A 14,613-nucleotide genomic window follows, 5' to 3' on the forward strand; every position below is an offset into this window, starting at 1 on the left:
CAAACCGACCTCATGACGCTCCTCTACAAAGCCGACCCCGAGCGCGGCAAGCAATGGGCACAGCTTTTCGCGCACAAGGCTCCCGAGATCGCTTTTCGCCTGTGGCCCGATATCGGCGACCCCGCCGCTGTGCGCTTTCTCGCGGCGTGGCAACCGCCCGAGGACCCCGCGCGTACGCTGCCCAATCTCGAAGTGATCTTCTCCGTCGGCGCGGGCATCGACCAGTTCGATCTTTCCGGCGTGCCGGAGCACATCGCCGTGGTGCGCATGATCGAGCCGGGCATTGTCGAGGGGATGGTCGAGTACGTGACGCAATCGGTCCTGACCATTCATCGCGATCTGTTCGACTACGCCCTGCAACAGCAGCAGCGCGTATGGCGCGCCCTGCCCGTACGCGCCGCCGCGTCGCGTCGCGTTGGCGTGCTGGGGCTCGGCATGCTGGGCAGCGCGGTGCTCGAACGCCTGCGCCTCTTCGGCTTTGCATGCGCGGGCTGGAGCCGCTCGCCGCGCGCCTTGCCTGGCGTGGAGTGCTACGCGGGCGCGGAGGCGCTCGACGCCTTCCTCGCGCGCACCGATATCCTCATCTGCCTGTTGCCGCTCACCGAAGCCACGCGCGGCCTGCTCGACGCCTCGCTCTTCGCGAAGCTGCCGCAGGGCGCCTCGTTCATCAACGTCGGACGCGGGCCGCAAGTGGACCAGCAAGCGCTGCTCGACGCGCTCGATCGCGCGCAACTGCGCAATGCGATTCTCGATGTCGCGGACCCCGAGCCGCTGCCGCCTGAGCATCCGTTCTGGACGCATCCGCGTGTGCGCCTCACGCCGCACATTGCCAGCGCCACGCGGCCCGAAACGGCCGTCGATGTGGTGCTCGAGAACATCCGCCGCCACCGCGACGGCTTGCCGATGCTCGGCCTCATCGACCGCACGCGCGGCTATTGAGTCTCGTGACGGCGCAGAGGGCGCAGCACAATATGCTGCGCTCCCCGATCAAAACGCCACAAACACGCTATTTCGCGAATTAATTGGCGAAACGCGCACCGGTATCGGCCCGGTAGCATGGAACGGTGAATCAACGGCCAGCCAACGCCCAATCAACGGCCAGGCGCCGCACTCCTCTGACTTATCAGCCGGGAACCGAACCATGCCGAATCGCTCGCTCATCGAAGCCGACCGCAAACATCTGATCCATCCCGTCGTGAACTTCCGTGCGCACGAAGCGCGCGGCGTGACCGTGCTCGAATCCGCCCAGGGCGTGTTCCTGCGGGACGCCGCGGGCAACGAACTACTCGACGCGTTCTCCGGCCTCTGGTGCGTCAACACGGGTTACGGCCATCAAAGCATCGTCGAAGCCGCCGCGCGACAGATGGCGCGCCTGCCCTACGCGACGGGCTATTTTCACTTCGGCTCGGAGCCCGCCATCGAACTGGCCGCGCTGCTCGTCGAGCGCGCGCCTGCTTCGCTGCAACACGTGTACTTCACGCTGGGCGGCTCGGATGCAGTGGATTCGGCGCTGCGCTTCATCACGTACTACTACAACGCCACGGGCCGCCCCGCGAAGAAGCACGTCATCGCGCAAGAGCGCGGCTATCACGGCTCGTCGGCAGTCGGCGCGGGGCTGACTGCGTTGCCCGCGTTCCATCGCAACTTCGACTTGCCGCTCGCCACGCAGCATCATATTCCGTCGCCCTATGCATATCGCAGCGAGCATGCGGACGACGCAGCGCTCATCGCCGCTTCGGTCGACGCGCTCGAAGCGAAAGTCGCGGCACTCGGCGCCGAAAACGTCGCCGCGTTTTTCTGCGAGCCGATCCAGGGTTCGGGTGGCGTGATCGTGCCGCCCGCCGGCTGGCTGAAAGCCATGCGCGAAGCGTGCCGCAAGCTCGACATTCTGTTCGTCGCCGACGAGGTGATCACGGGCTTTGCCCGCACGGGTCCGCTCTTCGCCTGCCAGGCCGAAGACGTCGAGCCGGATCTGATGACGGTGGCCAAGGGCCTCACCGCGGGCTATGCGCCGATGGGCGCCGTGCTGATGTCGGATGCCGTTTATCAAGGCATTGCCGATGGCGACGCCGCCGCCGTGATCGGCCATGGCCACACCTATTCGGCGCACCCCGTGAGCGCGGCCATCGGCCTCGAAGTCATGCGCCTCTATCACGAAGGCGGCCTGCTCGCGAACGGCGTCGCGCGCGCGCCGCGCTTCGCTCAGGGGCTCGACGCATTGCTCGCCCACCCGCTCGTGGGCGACTCGCGTCACCGCGGTCTGCTCGGCGCGCTCGAACTCGTCGCCGACAAGGAGACCAAACAGCGCTTCGACGCCTCGCTCGGCCTGCCCGATCGCATCGCCGCCGCCGCGTATGGCAACGGCCTCGTATTCCGCGCGTTCGGCGACGGCATTCTCGGCTTCGCGCCCGCGCTTTCGTACACCGAAAGCGAGTTCGACCTTCTGTTCGAGCGCCTCGAAAAAACACTCGACGACGTGCTCGCGCAGCCCGAAGTGCGCGCCGCATTGAGGACAAAGAATGGGGTCAGCGCCCGTGTCGCCGCGTGATACCATCACTCGACACTTCGACATGCAGGGCCGCCCCCATCACGATGAGCAACGACTGCAAGCTGGACCGAATCGATCTGCGCATCCTCTCGCAGCTGCAGAAGCGGGGGCGCATCACGAATGTCGAACTGGCCGACGCAGTCGGGCTGTCGCCAAGCCCCTGCCTGATCCGCGTAAAACGTCTGGAGAAGGCGGGGTTCATCGTCGGCTACGGCGCGCAGATCCAGCTGGAAAAGCTGGGCGACGTGCAGATGGTGTTCACCGAGGTCACGCTCGCCGACCATCGCCGCGAGGACTTCATCAAGTTCGAGAAGGCAATACGCGAGGTGGACGAGGTGGTCGAGTGCCATCTCGCGAGCGGCGGCTACGACTATCTGCTGAAGTTCGTCGCGCGCAGCGTGAGCCATTATCAGAGCATCGTCGAGGGGCTGCTGGAGCGCGATATCGGCATCGAGAAGTACTTCAGCTACGTCATCATCAAGACGGCGTTCGTCAAGCCGCACTACCCGCTCGAAACGCTGTTCTCGCAGAACCTGCATTCCTGAGCATGGGCAACGGACGTGAGGCACGCGCCTCGCGCTCCTGCGTCCCGCATCCATTTTCTCGCGCGCGCTTCGCTGAAACCTCGCGGCTTCGGCGCACTCGTCGTGCGCGCTCATTTCCCTGCATCGATCCATTTTCTTCCGCACGTGCGGAAAGGAACCGGCATATGACCACGCGTTATCCCTTGAGCGCGCTGATTCGCGGCGACAACTTCATCGACGGGCAATGGGTGCCCTCGGCCTCCGGCACGCGCTTCGCCGTGACCGATCCCGCGACCGGCAAAACGATCGCCGACGTCGCCGATAGCGATGCGAACGACGCACGCGCAGCGACCGACGCTGCCGCCCGCGCATTCCCCGCCTGGCGCGACACGCTTGCCGCCGAACGCGCCGCCGTGCTGCGCCGCTGGCATGCGCTGATCGTGGCGAACGCCGACGAACTCGGTCAACTGATCTCGCTCGAACAAGGCAAGCCCCTGCATGAGGGACACGGCGAAGCGATGTATGGCGCGTCCTACGTCGCCTGGTTCGCCGATGAGGCCACGCGCATCTACGGCGATCTCATCCCGCAGCAGCAGCGCGGCAAGCGCATGAGCGCCGTGAAGGAGCCCGTTGGCGTGGTCGCGGCGATCACGCCCTGGAACTTCCCGCTCGCGATGATCGCGCGCAAGATCGCCCCCGCCCTCGCCGCGGGCTGCACGGTGGTCGGCAAGCCCGCCGAAGATACGCCGCTCACCGCGCTCGCACTCGTCATGCTCGCGCACGAGGCGGGTGTGCCGCCTGGCGTGCTGAACCTCATCTGCGCGTCGCGCGAACGGGGCGTGAGCGCCGTCGCCGACTGGCTCGCGGACGCCCGCGTGCGCAAGATCACCTTCACCGGCTCGACGCCCGTGGGCAAGCACCTCGCGAAGGAATCGGCGGCCACGTTGAAGAAGCTCTCGCTCGAACTGGGCGGCAACGCGCCGTTCATCGTCTTCGACGACGCGGACCTCGACGCTGCCGTCGAAGGGCTCATGGCCGCCAAGTTCCGCAACGGCGGCCAGACCTGCGTGTGCCCAAATCGCGTGTACGTGCAATCAGGCATATTCGAGCGCTTCGCCGACAAGCTCGCCACGCGCGTGGCCTCGTTGAAAGTCGCGCCCGCGACCGACCCCGCCGCGCAGATCGGCCCGATGATCAATGCGCGCGCGGTCGAGAAGATCGCCCGCCATGTGGACGACGCCGTGAGCCGCGGCGCACGCGTGCTCACGGGCGGCAAGCGTTTGAGCGAACTGGGCGCGAACTGGTACGCGCCTACCGTGCTCGCAGGCGCCACGCCCGACATGCAGCTAAGCTGCGAAGAAACCTTCGGTCCCGTCGTGCCGCTATTCCGCTTCGACGACGAAGCCGAGGCCATTCGCGCCGCCAACGACACGCCATACGGCCTCGCCGCCTACTTTTACAGCCAGGACGTGCGCCGCATCGATCGCGTCGCGCGGCAGCTCGAAGCGGGCATCGTCGGCATCAACGAAGGCGCGCTCGCTAGTGAAGCGGCGCCGTTCGGCGGCGTGAAGGAATCGGGCTATGGCCGGGAAGGCTCGAAGTACGGGCTCGACGATTACCTTTGCATCAAATACCTCTGCCAGGGAGGGCTTGCATGAGCACCTATCCGATCGAAGTCGCGTTTCCCGACATCGCCGTGCACGAGCGCAGCGAGACGGGCATCCCCTATGTGCATACGTTCGACGCGGGCGCGCCCGGCCCGCACGTGATGATCAATGCGCTCACGCATGGCAACGAGGTGTGCGGCGCGATCGTCGTCGACGCGCTGCTGCACGCGCGGCTGCGGCCGCGACGCGGCAAGCTCACGCTCGCGTTCGCGAACGTGGAGGCCTACCGCCGCTTCGACCCCGCGCACCCCGACGCGGCGCGTTTCGTCGATCAGGACTTCAACCGCGTATGGACCGCGCAGGCGCTGGATGACCTCACGCGCGAATCGAACGAACTGCGCCGCGCCCGCGCGATGCGGCCCGTGATCGACGACGTCGATCTGCTGCTCGACCTCCATTCGATGCACGAGAGGTGCATGCCGCTCATCGTCGCGGGGCCGCTCGCCAAGGGCGTCGAACTCTCTGCGCGGCTAGGCGCACCGGCCACCGTCATTTGCGACGAAGGCCACCCGGAAGGCCGCCGCATGCGCGATTACGAAGGCTTCGGCGACGCCGCGAGCGCGAAGAACGCGCTCTTGATCGAGTGCGGACAGCATTGGGAAGCAAGCGCCGTGAGCGTGGCGCGCGATGTCACCGCGCGCTTTCTGCTGCTCTCGGGTGTCGTGGAACAAGCGGATCTGCCCGCGGACTGGCTGCAACCGCTTCCGCCGGAAATGCGCGTGGTGCGCGTGACCGAGCCCGTGGTGGCGAAGAGCATGGACTTCCGCTTCGCTGGCGATTACACGGGCCTCGAAGTGTTTCCCGAGGCCGGCGCCGTGATCGGCTGGTCCGATGGCGCGCCGGTAGTCACGCCCTACGACGACTGCATCCTCGTGATGCCTTCGCTGCGCCAGTTGCGCCCGGGCGTGACCGTGGTGCGGCTCGGCAAGATCGAGCAGCGCATCGTTCGGAAGCGCTGAAGCGCCCCTACTCATTACACGCAAAGCACGAGGGGAGTCGACAAAACGATGCGCAAGGTCTACGTCATTCTGTGACGCGCGACACAGAAGGCGCTCAAGCCACTTCGAGCGCCCTCGCCTGCTGCAGGAAGGCGCTGGGCGTCACGCCGCAAAAGCGCTTGAAATGGCGCGCCAGATGACTCTGGTCGAAGAAGCCGACCTGCGTCGCGACCACGGCGCCCGGCACGCCTGCCAGCAGCAATAGCTGCGCGCGGCGCACGCGCACCTCGCACAGGTACTTGTATGGCGAAAGGCCGACCTGCTCACGAAACACGGTCGCGAATCGCGAGACGCTGAGCGCCGATACCTCGGCCAGTTCGGCGAGGCTCACGGACTTGTCGAAATTCGCGTCGATATAGGCCAGTGCGTCGCGAAGCGGCGTGACTGGCGCAGCAACGGATGCATTCGCGTCATGCATGATCAAGCCTCGCTGGCAGTCGATGTGTGCGCGCTTGCAGCGGGCGCCGCGCGCCCGAAGCGCGCAATCGAAAACGGTTCGAGCGGTATGTCGGTTGCGCCGGCGTCGAGCAGTTCCGCGAGCGTTTCACCCACGCCCGGCCCGATCTGGAAGCCCGAGCCGCTGAAGCCGAACGCATAGAAAAGGCCGTCTGTCGTCGAACTCGGGCCAATCACCGGCTCCGAATCCGGCAGGTAGCTTTCCACGCCGCTCCACACGCGGATCACATGCAGCGGCGCAAGCGCGGGAACCAACCGGCGGAACTGCGCGATCTGCTGCACGGTGTTGCCGGGCAGCACGCCGGCGCGGCGCGTTCCCGCATCGGCGGGCCCCGGGGCGCCGCCGCCCAGCACGAGGTTGCCGCGCGGAATCTGCCGGAAGTACACGCTCTCCTCCTTGATCGACGTGTAGACCCCCATCGAATGCATGAAGCGGTAGGGCACGGGCTCGGTCACGGCCATTTGCGGGCCGCGCGCGACGAGCGGCACCGGCTCGCCGAATTGCGCGGAGAGCGCTCCCGCCCATGCACCGGCGCAAATCAGCAGTTGCTCCGCGCGCCACACGGCGCCCGTTGCGCTCTCCACGCGAAAGCCGCCCGCTTCCTTTTCCACGCGCACGATCTCGGTGTTCTCCACGAGATTGGCGCCGAGCCGCGCGGCGGCGCGCCCGAAGGCCGGTGCGGCCAGACGCGGATTGGCGTGACCGTCGCGCGGCGAGATGGAGGCGGCCAGCACCTCGCGGCCCAGGAACGGGAAGCGCTTGAACATCGCGGCGCCTTCGAGCACTTCGAGATCGAGGTCGTACGCACGCGCCTGCCCGGCGTAGCGATGAAAGTATTCGGCGTCGTGTGTGTGGTAGCACACGCGCGTGTGGCCCGAAGGCAGAAACTCGACATCCTCGCCGAGCAGCGACTGCGCGCGATACCAGATATCGAGCGCGCGATTGGACATGGCGAGTTGAGAGAGCGCGCGTCCCTGGCGGCGCACGCCGCCGAAGTTCACGCCGCTCGCCTGCTGGCCCGTGAGCCCGCGTTCGATCAGGATCACTGAACGCTTGCGGCGGCTCAGGAAGAACGTCGTGGACGTCCCGACGATGCCGCCACCAATCACGATCACATCGGCGCGATCCGTCATTCGCTGAACTCCTTTGTGCGGCATGCGCCGGGCTGCGTTTGCGCGGCGGGCGCCGCACCGCCCTGCGCTTCGTCGATACCATTCACCGCGGCGCTCAGCGTCATCGTCAACGGCTTGACCGGCGCCTGCCCGCGCAGCCGGCCCACGGCTTCCAGCGGTACACGCGCCTCGGCTGCGATGACTTCGGCCCCGGCGTGCGCGCAGAAGCGGCCCTGGCAGCGCCCCATCCCCACGCGTGAGAACGCCTTCGCGCGATTCGCTTCGGTCGCGCCCGTCTCGCGCACTACGCGGCGCAATTCGCCCGCCGTGACGGCTTCGCAGCGGCAGACGACGGTGTCATCAGGCAGCGTCGCCGCGAAATGCGCGGGCCACGGAAATGCCTGGCGCAATCCTTGTGCAAAGCGCGTGAAGCGTGCGAGTTCGACACGCAGTGTCGCCACTTCGGCAAGTGCTCCATTCGGTGAGACCGCGCCCGCATCCTGCAACGCCGCCAGAGCGGCAAGACGGCCCGCACGCTCGGCCGCGTCGGCGCCGCGCACGCGTGCGCCGTCCCCGGCGAGATAGACGCCTGCCACGCTGCTGCGGCCGTCCTGATCGACTTCGGGCAGCCATTGCCGCGCGGCTCGATCGAAACGGAACGCGCAACCGGCGAGATCCGCAATTTGCGTTTCGGAGCGCAAGTGATAGCCCAGCGCCACGGCGTCGCATGCCACGCGCGCTTCGCCGCCGTTCGCGAGTTTCACGCGCACCGCCGTCACGCCGTGCTCGGGCGAGCCTTCGATCGCGAGCGGCGTCACGCCCCGATGCATCGGTACCCCCGCGCGGCGCAGCGTGCGCACGAGCGCCATGCCCTTGCGCAGCGTGGCGGGCACTTGCAGCAAATCGGGCAACGCGCGCAGGCGCTGGCCGAGCGTGGACGTATCGAGCACCGCGCTTACTGTCGCGCCCGCTTTCACGTACTGCGCGGCGACGAGGTAAAGCAGCGGGCCGGTGCCCATCATGACAGTGCGCGCGCCGATGGCGCAGCCCTGCGACTTCAGCGCGACCTGCGCGCCGCCCAGGCTGTATGCGCCCGCCAGATGCCAGCCCGGCACGGGCATGAGCCGGTCGGTGGCGCCGCTGCAGACGATCAGCGCGTCGAAGGCCAGCTCGTGGTAGCGTGCGCCGCTCGCGAGATGCACGGACTTCGGCCCGACGTTCCAGACGAGCGTGTCGGGCAGGTAGTCGATCTGCGAGCGCAGCGCGTCGAAGTCGCGATGCAGCGACGCCGCGCGTTCGGCCTCGGTGCCGTAGAGCGTTTCGTAGCTGCGCTTGAAACCTTCGGGTTGACGCCGATAAATCTGCCCGCCGTCGCGCCGCCCTTCATCGACGACGACGGGTCGCAGACCCGCCGCGACCAGCGTCTGCGCCGCGCGCACGCCCGCCGGTCCCGCGCCGATCACGACGACCTTCAGTTCTGCGCGCGCGGCCATACGCCCTCCCCGGCAAGCACGTTGCGGGTGACGATCGACATGCCCGGCGCCGCGGGTGTCGTGCAGGCGCGCAACCGCTCGCCCTGCGCGGTCCACACCCAGCAGTCCTGGCACGCGCCCATCAGGCAGAAACCGGCGCGGCGTCCATCGTCGAACTCGCAGTCGCGCAGCGCGTCCTGCGTGGCGAGGAGCGCGACCATCAGCGTGTCGCCCTCGGCGGCCTGCGCCACGCGGCCGTCGATCTCGATCTCGAAGGTCGGGCGGCCCGCTTCCGCCACTCTCACGAAGCGCGCGCTCATGCGGCTGCCCTCCCGCTGGATTGCGTCGCCTGTGCGACTTGTGCAGCCTGTGCGGTCTGCAGCCGTTCCAGTTCCGCCGTCGTGTGATGGCAAAGGATCTGCGCGCCGCTCGGCAAGCGCTTCATCACGGGCGCCGACACATTGCACGCGCCATCGATACGCACCGGGCAGCGTGCGCGGAACGCGCACAGCTCGCGTACCTCGGCCGACGCCCCGAGCGGCGGCAGCGCGGCGCCCGCCAGGGCACGCCGTGCGTCGAGCCAGCCCGGCTGCAGGGCCGGCACCGAATCGACGAGCAGACCCGTGTACGGGTGATAAGGCGGCGCCTCCAGCACGTCGCGCTGGCCCGCCTCGACACACTGGCCGCCGTACAGCACGACGACGTCGTCGCAGATCGCGCGCACCGTCGAAATATCGTGGCTGATGAACATGTACGAGACGCCCAGTTCGCGCCGCAATTCGGCGAGCAGGTCGAGAATCGCGGCGCCAACGACGGTGTCGAGCGCGGACGTCACCTCGTCGCACAGAATGAGTGCCGGCTCGGCCGCGAGGGCGCGGGCCAGGTTCACGCGCTGCTTCTGGCCGCCCGAGAGGCCGCCCGGCTGACGCTTCGCAATCGAGGCGGGCAGCTTCACGAGGTCCAGTAGTTCGAGCATGCGCTTTTGCGCCCGCGCGCCGCGCAGGCCGTGATAGAAGCACATGGGCCGCGCGAGGATGTCGGCGATCGTGCGGCTCGGGTTGAGCGCCGTGTCGGCGTTCTGGAACACGATCTGGATGCGCCGGTACTGATCGGGCGTGCGTGCCGAAAGCGTCGCGGGCAGCGGTACGCCGTCGAGCAGCACCTCGCCGCGCGCGCGCTCGACCAGCCCGGCCACCACGCGCGCGAGCGTCGTCTTGCCCGAGCCCGATTCGCCGATCACGCCCAGTGCGCTGCCGCGCTCAATACGCAGGCTCACGTCCTCGAGCACACGCACTGCGGGCACACCGTTCGCATCGACCCGGCCATAGCCCGCGGACAGACCGCGCACTTCGAGCAGCGGCACTTCGGCGGCAGGCGGCACGGCGGGCGGACCAGGGTCGGGGCGGCGGCGGGCGGCCAGCAGCGCGCGCGTGTAGTCGTCGGCGGGGGCGTCGAGCACCTGGAGCGTCGTGCCGTTTTCGCGCACCGCGCCATTGTTCAGGACGACGATGCGATCGGCCATCTGCGCCACGACCGCGAGATCGTGCGAGACGTACACGGCCGTCGTGCCCAGCTCCTTCACGACCTTGCGGAAGGCCGCGAGCACTTCGATCTGCGTGGTCACGTCGAGCGCCGTGGTGGGCTCGTCGAACACGACCACGGCGGGGTCGGTGATGAGCGCCATCGCCGCCATCAGCCGCTGCAGCTGGCCGCCGGACACCTGGTGCGGATAGCGCGCGCCGATCGTCTCGGGCGAAGGCAGCGCGAGCGCCCGGAACAGGCTCACCGCCTTCTCGCGCGCCGCCGCGGGCGACATCAGCTTGTGCAGCAGCGCGGGCTCGGTCACCTGATCCATGATCGTGCGTGCCGGGTTGAAGCCCGCCGAGGCGCTCTGCGCGACATAAGCCACGGTACGCGCGCGCAGCGCGCGGCGGCCGCGTTCGTCGAGCGCGAGCACGTCGGTGCCGCCGATCTTCAGGCTGCCACCCGCAATGGCGCAGCCGTCGCGCGCATGGCCGAGCAGCGAGAGCGCGATGGTGGTCTTGCCCGAACCGGACTCGCCGATCAGCGCGAGCACTTCGCCCTTCTTCACCGTGAAGTCGACACCCTTGACGATCTCGACGACCGGATCGGGCGCCGCGCCCGCGACCACTCTCAGGCCCGTCACTTCGATCATGTTCATTTTCCGCCCCCATGCGCGCGGCCGCCGTGACGGCGCAGGCTGTCGATCAGCAGGTTCACGCCCACGGTCAGCGTCGCGATGGCGACGGCCGGCATCAGCACGGCCGGCGCACCTTCCGCGAGGCCGCCGATGTTCTCGCGCACGAGCGAGCCCCAGTCCGCGTCCGGCGGCTGCACGCCGAGGCCGAGGAACGAGAGGCCGGAGAGCAGCAGCACGATGAACACGAAACGCAGGCCGAAATCGGCGAGCATCGGGTGGATCATGTTCGGCAGCACTTCCACGCGGGCGATATAGAAGAGCCCTTCGCCGCGCGCTCTGGCGACCTGCACATATTCGAGCGTCATCAGGTTCACGGCCAGCGAGCGCGAGATACGGAACGCGCCCGGAATATAGGCGAGCGCCGCGACGGTGATGAGCATCGGCACCGACGAGCCGAACGCCGCGATCACGACGAGCGCGAGCACCTTGCTCGGAATGGAGATCAGTGCGTCGAACAGGCGGCTCAGCACCTCGTCGATCCAGCGCGGCGCGACAGCCGCAAGCAGTCCGAAGAATATGCCGATACCGCTTGCGAGCAGCGTGGCGGCGAGCGCGAGGCCCACGGTGTACTGCGTACCGTAGAGCACGCGGCTCAGCATGTCGCGACCCAGGAAATCGGTGCCGAGCAGATGCGCCGCGCTATACGAGCCGAAGATTTCCGTGGAGGTGATCGCGCCGCCCTTGTACGGCGCGACGAGCGGCCCGATGAAGGCTACGCCGAGCCAGAACACGACGATCGCAAGGCCGATCAGGCCGAGCACCGAGAGGCGCCCGACCATGCGGCGCAGCGACGAGCGCGGCGGCGTGGGCACGTCGCCCGGCACGTCCTTGACGACGTCGGCGGCGGCCCGCTCCTCGCTCTCGCTAGTCGCGTAGAGCACGGTCGCGGCATGGGAAGTGGCGGGTCGGTTCATCGTTGACGCAGCCTCGGGTTGGATACGATTTGACACAGGTCCGCGATCAGCACGAGCACCAGATACGCGGCGCAAAACACCATCACGCAGCCCTGCACGAGCGGCAGATCGCGGTTCGTCACGGCGTCGACCATCAGGCTCGCGAGGCCCGGATAGTTGAAGATCGACTCCACGATCACCACGCCGCCGAAGAGATACGAGAGGCTCAGCGCGACGGCATTGGCGATCGGCCCGATCGTGTTCGGCAGCACGTGGCGTAACACGACGCGAGCGGGCGACGCTCCTTTGAGGCGCGCCATTTCCACATAGGGCGCGCTCAACTGGTCGATCACGGCGGCGCGCGTCATGCGCGCCATCTGCGCGACGATCACGCAGCACAGCGTCATGACCGGCATCGCGTAGATGCGCAACAGCGTGCCGAACGAGTCCACCTCCGAGAGGTACGAGAGCGCGGGCAGCCAGCGCAGTTTCACCGCGAAGATCAGCACGGCGATGGTGGCGACCAGAAATTCGGGCACGGCCACGGCGGACAGCGTGAGCACGTTGAGCACGCGATCGAGCAGCGAGCCGCGGAACACGGCGGAAAAGATGCCGATGGCGAGCGCGAGCGGCACCGAAACGAGCGTGGTGAGCCCCGCGAGCACGAGCGAATTCGGCAGGCGCGTGGCGATCAGCTCGCTCACTGGCTGGTTGTTCGACACCGAGGTGCCGAAGTTGCCGGTCACGGCCTGCAGCAACCAGTGGACATAGCGCGTGAGCGCGGGCTGGTCGAGGCCGAACTGGTGCCGCAGCGCGGCCACCTGCTCGGGCGTGGCCGCCTGACCGAGGGCCTGCTGCGCGGCGTCGCCGGGCAAGAGGCCCGTGAGACCGAACACGATTGCCGAGACGATCAGCAACGTGAGCAGTGCGAGACCGAGACGCGCGGCAATGAGACGTTGCGCGTGAGCTTTCATCGGATGTCGCCTCCCTGAACATCATGAAGCGGGGAATCGGTGGCCGGGGGCCCATCCAGGCGCACACCGGCCGCACACATCACACCTCGAACTACGCCTCGAGCCAGACGTTCTCGGCGAACTTGAAGCCCATCAGTCCGGCAATCGGAATCGAACCGAGGCCCTTGAGCTTCGTCGTGTGCGCGTCGAGCGAGCTCAGGAACAGCGGAATGCCGATGCCGCCGTCGCTGTGCACGAGCACTTGCATGTCGCCATAGATCTTCTTGCGCTTCTCTTCGTCCGGCTCGCCGCGCGCGGCCAGCAGCATCTGGTCGAACTTTGGGTCCTTCCAGTTCGCTTCATTCCACGGCGCATCCGACTTGAAGAACTGCGTGAAGATCACATCGGCGCTCGGGCGCGCGTTGATGTTGCCGAAGGTCAGCGGGTGCTTCATCCAGTGGTTCGACCAGTAGCCGTCCCCGGGCGTGCGCACCACCTGCAGGTTCAGGCCCGCCTGCGGCGCGACCTGCTGCAGCAGCATCGCCATTTCGACCGAGCCGTCCGCGGCCGGGGAGGCATAGATCTGCAGCGGCGTGCTGCCGAGCTTTGCCTTCTGGAAGTAGAACCTGGCCTTCTGCGGATCGAAGGCGCGCTCCGGCAGGCCGGCAAAGTAGTACTTGTTGGTCGGATCGATCGGCTGGTCGTTGCCGATCGCGCCATAGCCGAGGAACACGGCGTTGCGGATCTGCTCGCGGTCGAACAGGTGCATCATGCCGCGGCGGAAGTCGGCATTGCCCGTGACGCCGCCTTCGTCGCGCATGATGAGGTCGGTGTACTGGCCCGTCTTCGTCTCCTTCACCGCGAAGCCCGGAGTGCCCTTGACGCGCGAGGTCGAGCGCGGGCTCACCTGGTTGATGAGCTGCACGTCGCCCGAGAGCAGCGCGTTCACGCGCGCCGACTCGTCGCCGATGCCGACCAGTTCGATCTCGTCCAGATGCGGCAGGCCCGGCTTCCAGTAGCGCTCGTTGCGCACGACCACCGTGCGCACGCCCGGCGAGAACTCCTTGAGCTTGAACGGGCCGGTGCCCACGGCCGTCTTGAAGTCGTTCGTGCCGTCCTTGATGATCATGAAATGCGAGTCGGCGAGGATCACGGGCAGGTCGGCGTTCGCGCCCGAGAGCGTGATCGTCACTTCGTTCGGGCCCGTGGCCTTCACGTCCTGGAACTGATCCGCGAGCGTCTTCACCTTCGAGCCCACCGCGGCGTCCTTGTGGCGCATGAGCGAGTACACCACGTCGGCGGGCGCGAGCGTCTTGCCGTCATGGAACTGCACGCCGCTGCGCAGCTTCACGACCCACACCGTCGCGTCCTTCGTTTCGAGCGACTGCGCGAGCGCCATTTGCGCGCCGAGGTGCGAGTCGTACTCGGTCAGGCCGTTGTACAGCATATTTGCGCGCACATAGTCGGTGGACACCGACTCCTTCGCGGGATCGAGCGTGTCCGACGCGGAAGACGACTGCGTCGCCACGCGGATCTTGCCGCCCTGCTTCGGCTTCTCCTGTGCGAGGGCGGCGCCGCTCGCGGCGAGCAGGCCCGCGCCCGTCATCGACATCATGCCCCCCGCGACCATCGCGCGAAGGAGGTCGCGGCGCGAGGCGCCGCGCTTCGTCAGTTCATCGAGCCGCACGCCCGGGTGAGCCATGTCTTCAAGCGATTTGTCGGTGCTCATGAAACTTCTCCGCGTCTGATGTGGGGGGCCGCAGCTCGA

13 protein-coding genes are annotated in these 14,613 nt (G+C 67.6%); 5 read left to right on the top strand and 8 right to left on the bottom strand.

The genetic code is table 11. The annotated features are described in order from the left end of the window. Window positions 1–12: 12 nt before the first annotated feature. The 5 genes from AB4Y36_RS26305 to AB4Y36_RS26325 all read left to right on the top strand — a co-directional run bounded on the left by AB4Y36_RS26305 (window position 13) and on the right by AB4Y36_RS26325 (window position 5,698). Window positions 13–939, top strand: a complete 927-nt coding sequence (locus tag AB4Y36_RS26305; RefSeq protein ID WP_368684551.1) for a 2-hydroxyacid dehydrogenase — start codon at window positions 13–15, stop codon at window positions 937–939. Between the two features lie 202 nt (window positions 940–1,141). Next, window positions 1,142–2,548, top strand: a complete 1,407-nt coding sequence (locus tag AB4Y36_RS26310; protein WP_368684552.1) for an aspartate aminotransferase family protein — start codon at window positions 1,142–1,144, stop codon at window positions 2,546–2,548. A gap of 44 nt (window positions 2,549–2,592) precedes the next feature. Continuing rightward, complete coding sequence (locus tag AB4Y36_RS26315) at window positions 2,593–3,093, top strand: Lrp/AsnC family transcriptional regulator (protein ID WP_069266559.1); 501 nt, start codon at window positions 2,593–2,595, stop codon at window positions 3,091–3,093. Between the two features lie 164 nt (window positions 3,094–3,257). Then, window positions 3,258–4,730, top strand: coding sequence for an NAD-dependent succinate-semialdehyde dehydrogenase (locus tag AB4Y36_RS26320; RefSeq protein ID WP_368684553.1), 1,473 nt, complete (start codon window positions 3,258–3,260; stop codon window positions 4,728–4,730). Further along, window positions 4,727–5,698 carry a succinylglutamate desuccinylase/aspartoacylase family protein gene (locus AB4Y36_RS26325; protein WP_069266561.1) on the top strand — a complete coding sequence of 324 codons (972 nt, stop codon included), beginning with the start codon at window positions 4,727–4,729 and terminating at the stop codon, window positions 5,696–5,698. Before AB4Y36_RS26320 ends, AB4Y36_RS26325 begins: the two co-directional genes overlap by 4 nt. A gap of 94 nt (window positions 5,699–5,792) precedes the next feature. Here the strand turns inward: AB4Y36_RS26325 and AB4Y36_RS26330 are convergent, their stop codons facing one another. The 8 genes from AB4Y36_RS26330 to AB4Y36_RS26365 form a co-directional block, all read right to left on the bottom strand. After that, on the bottom strand, window positions 5,793–6,155 hold the full coding sequence (locus AB4Y36_RS26330; RefSeq protein ID WP_368684554.1) for a helix-turn-helix domain-containing protein: 363 nt from the start codon (window positions 6,153–6,155) through the stop codon (window positions 5,793–5,795). Between the two features lie 2 nt (window positions 6,156–6,157). Then, window positions 6,158–7,327 (bottom strand): NAD(P)/FAD-dependent oxidoreductase, encoded by a 1,170-nt coding sequence (locus AB4Y36_RS26335; protein WP_368684555.1) that lies wholly within the window; start codon window positions 7,325–7,327, stop codon window positions 6,158–6,160. Continuing rightward, window positions 7,324–8,799, bottom strand: coding sequence for an FAD-dependent oxidoreductase (locus AB4Y36_RS26340; RefSeq protein WP_368684556.1), 1,476 nt, complete (start codon window positions 8,797–8,799; stop codon window positions 7,324–7,326). The genes AB4Y36_RS26335 and AB4Y36_RS26340 overlap by 4 nt, the downstream gene beginning before the upstream one ends. Further along, window positions 8,778–9,098, bottom strand: coding sequence for a (2Fe-2S)-binding protein (locus AB4Y36_RS26345; protein WP_069266564.1), 321 nt, complete (start codon window positions 9,096–9,098; stop codon window positions 8,778–8,780). Before AB4Y36_RS26345 ends, AB4Y36_RS26340 begins: the two co-directional genes overlap by 22 nt. After that, window positions 9,095–10,960, bottom strand: coding sequence for an ABC transporter ATP-binding protein (locus tag AB4Y36_RS26350; protein ID WP_368684557.1), 1,866 nt, complete (start codon window positions 10,958–10,960; stop codon window positions 9,095–9,097). The genes AB4Y36_RS26345 and AB4Y36_RS26350 overlap by 4 nt, the downstream gene beginning before the upstream one ends. Continuing rightward, window positions 10,957–11,913, bottom strand: coding sequence for an ABC transporter permease (locus AB4Y36_RS26355; RefSeq protein ID WP_368684558.1), 957 nt, complete (start codon window positions 11,911–11,913; stop codon window positions 10,957–10,959). Before AB4Y36_RS26355 ends, AB4Y36_RS26350 begins: the two co-directional genes overlap by 4 nt. Further along, window positions 11,910–12,866 carry an ABC transporter permease gene (locus AB4Y36_RS26360; RefSeq protein ID WP_069266567.1) on the bottom strand — a complete coding sequence of 319 codons (957 nt, stop codon included), beginning with the start codon at window positions 12,864–12,866 and terminating at the stop codon, window positions 11,910–11,912. The genes AB4Y36_RS26355 and AB4Y36_RS26360 overlap by 4 nt, the downstream gene beginning before the upstream one ends. A gap of 91 nt (window positions 12,867–12,957) precedes the next feature. Further along, a complete protein-coding gene (locus AB4Y36_RS26365) occupies window positions 12,958–14,574 on the bottom strand; it encodes an ABC transporter substrate-binding protein (protein WP_368684559.1) in 1,617 nt (538 codons plus the stop codon). Between the last annotated feature and the right edge of the window lie 39 nt (window positions 14,575–14,613).

Source organism: Paraburkholderia sp. BR10936 (genome assembly GCF_040965735.1).
GTDB classification, from domain to species: domain Bacteria; phylum Pseudomonadota; class Gammaproteobacteria; order Burkholderiales; family Burkholderiaceae; genus Paraburkholderia; species Paraburkholderia nodosa_A.

Coding starts and splice junctions, on each gene's coding strand:
- AB4Y36_RS26305 (WP_368684551.1), top strand. CDS start 13: ATGACGCTCCTCTACAAAGCCGACCCCGAGCGCGGCAAGCAATGGGCA.
- AB4Y36_RS26310 (WP_368684552.1), top strand. CDS start 1,142: ATGCCGAATCGCTCGCTCATCGAAGCCGACCGCAAACATCTGATCCAT.
- AB4Y36_RS26315 (WP_069266559.1), top strand. CDS start 2,593: ATGAGCAACGACTGCAAGCTGGACCGAATCGATCTGCGCATCCTCTCG.
- AB4Y36_RS26320 (WP_368684553.1), top strand. CDS start 3,258: ATGACCACGCGTTATCCCTTGAGCGCGCTGATTCGCGGCGACAACTTC.
- AB4Y36_RS26325 (WP_069266561.1), top strand. CDS start 4,727: ATGAGCACCTATCCGATCGAAGTCGCGTTTCCCGACATCGCCGTGCAC.
- AB4Y36_RS26330 (WP_368684554.1), bottom strand. CDS start 6,155: ATGCATGACGCGAATGCATCCGTTGCTGCGCCAGTCACGCCGCTTCGC.
- AB4Y36_RS26335 (WP_368684555.1), bottom strand. CDS start 7,327: ATGACGGATCGCGCCGATGTGATCGTGATTGGTGGCGGCATCGTCGGG.
- AB4Y36_RS26340 (WP_368684556.1), bottom strand. CDS start 8,799: ATGGCCGCGCGCGCAGAACTGAAGGTCGTCGTGATCGGCGCGGGACCG.
- AB4Y36_RS26345 (WP_069266564.1), bottom strand. CDS start 9,098: ATGAGCGCGCGCTTCGTGAGAGTGGCGGAAGCGGGCCGCCCGACCTTC.
- AB4Y36_RS26350 (WP_368684557.1), bottom strand. CDS start 10,960: ATGAACATGATCGAAGTGACGGGCCTGAGAGTGGTCGCGGGCGCGGCG.
- AB4Y36_RS26355 (WP_368684558.1), bottom strand. CDS start 11,913: ATGAACCGACCCGCCACTTCCCATGCCGCGACCGTGCTCTACGCGACT.
- AB4Y36_RS26360 (WP_069266567.1), bottom strand. CDS start 12,866: ATGAAAGCTCACGCGCAACGTCTCATTGCCGCGCGTCTCGGTCTCGCA.
- AB4Y36_RS26365 (WP_368684559.1), bottom strand. CDS start 14,574: ATGAGCACCGACAAATCGCTTGAAGACATGGCTCACCCGGGCGTGCGG.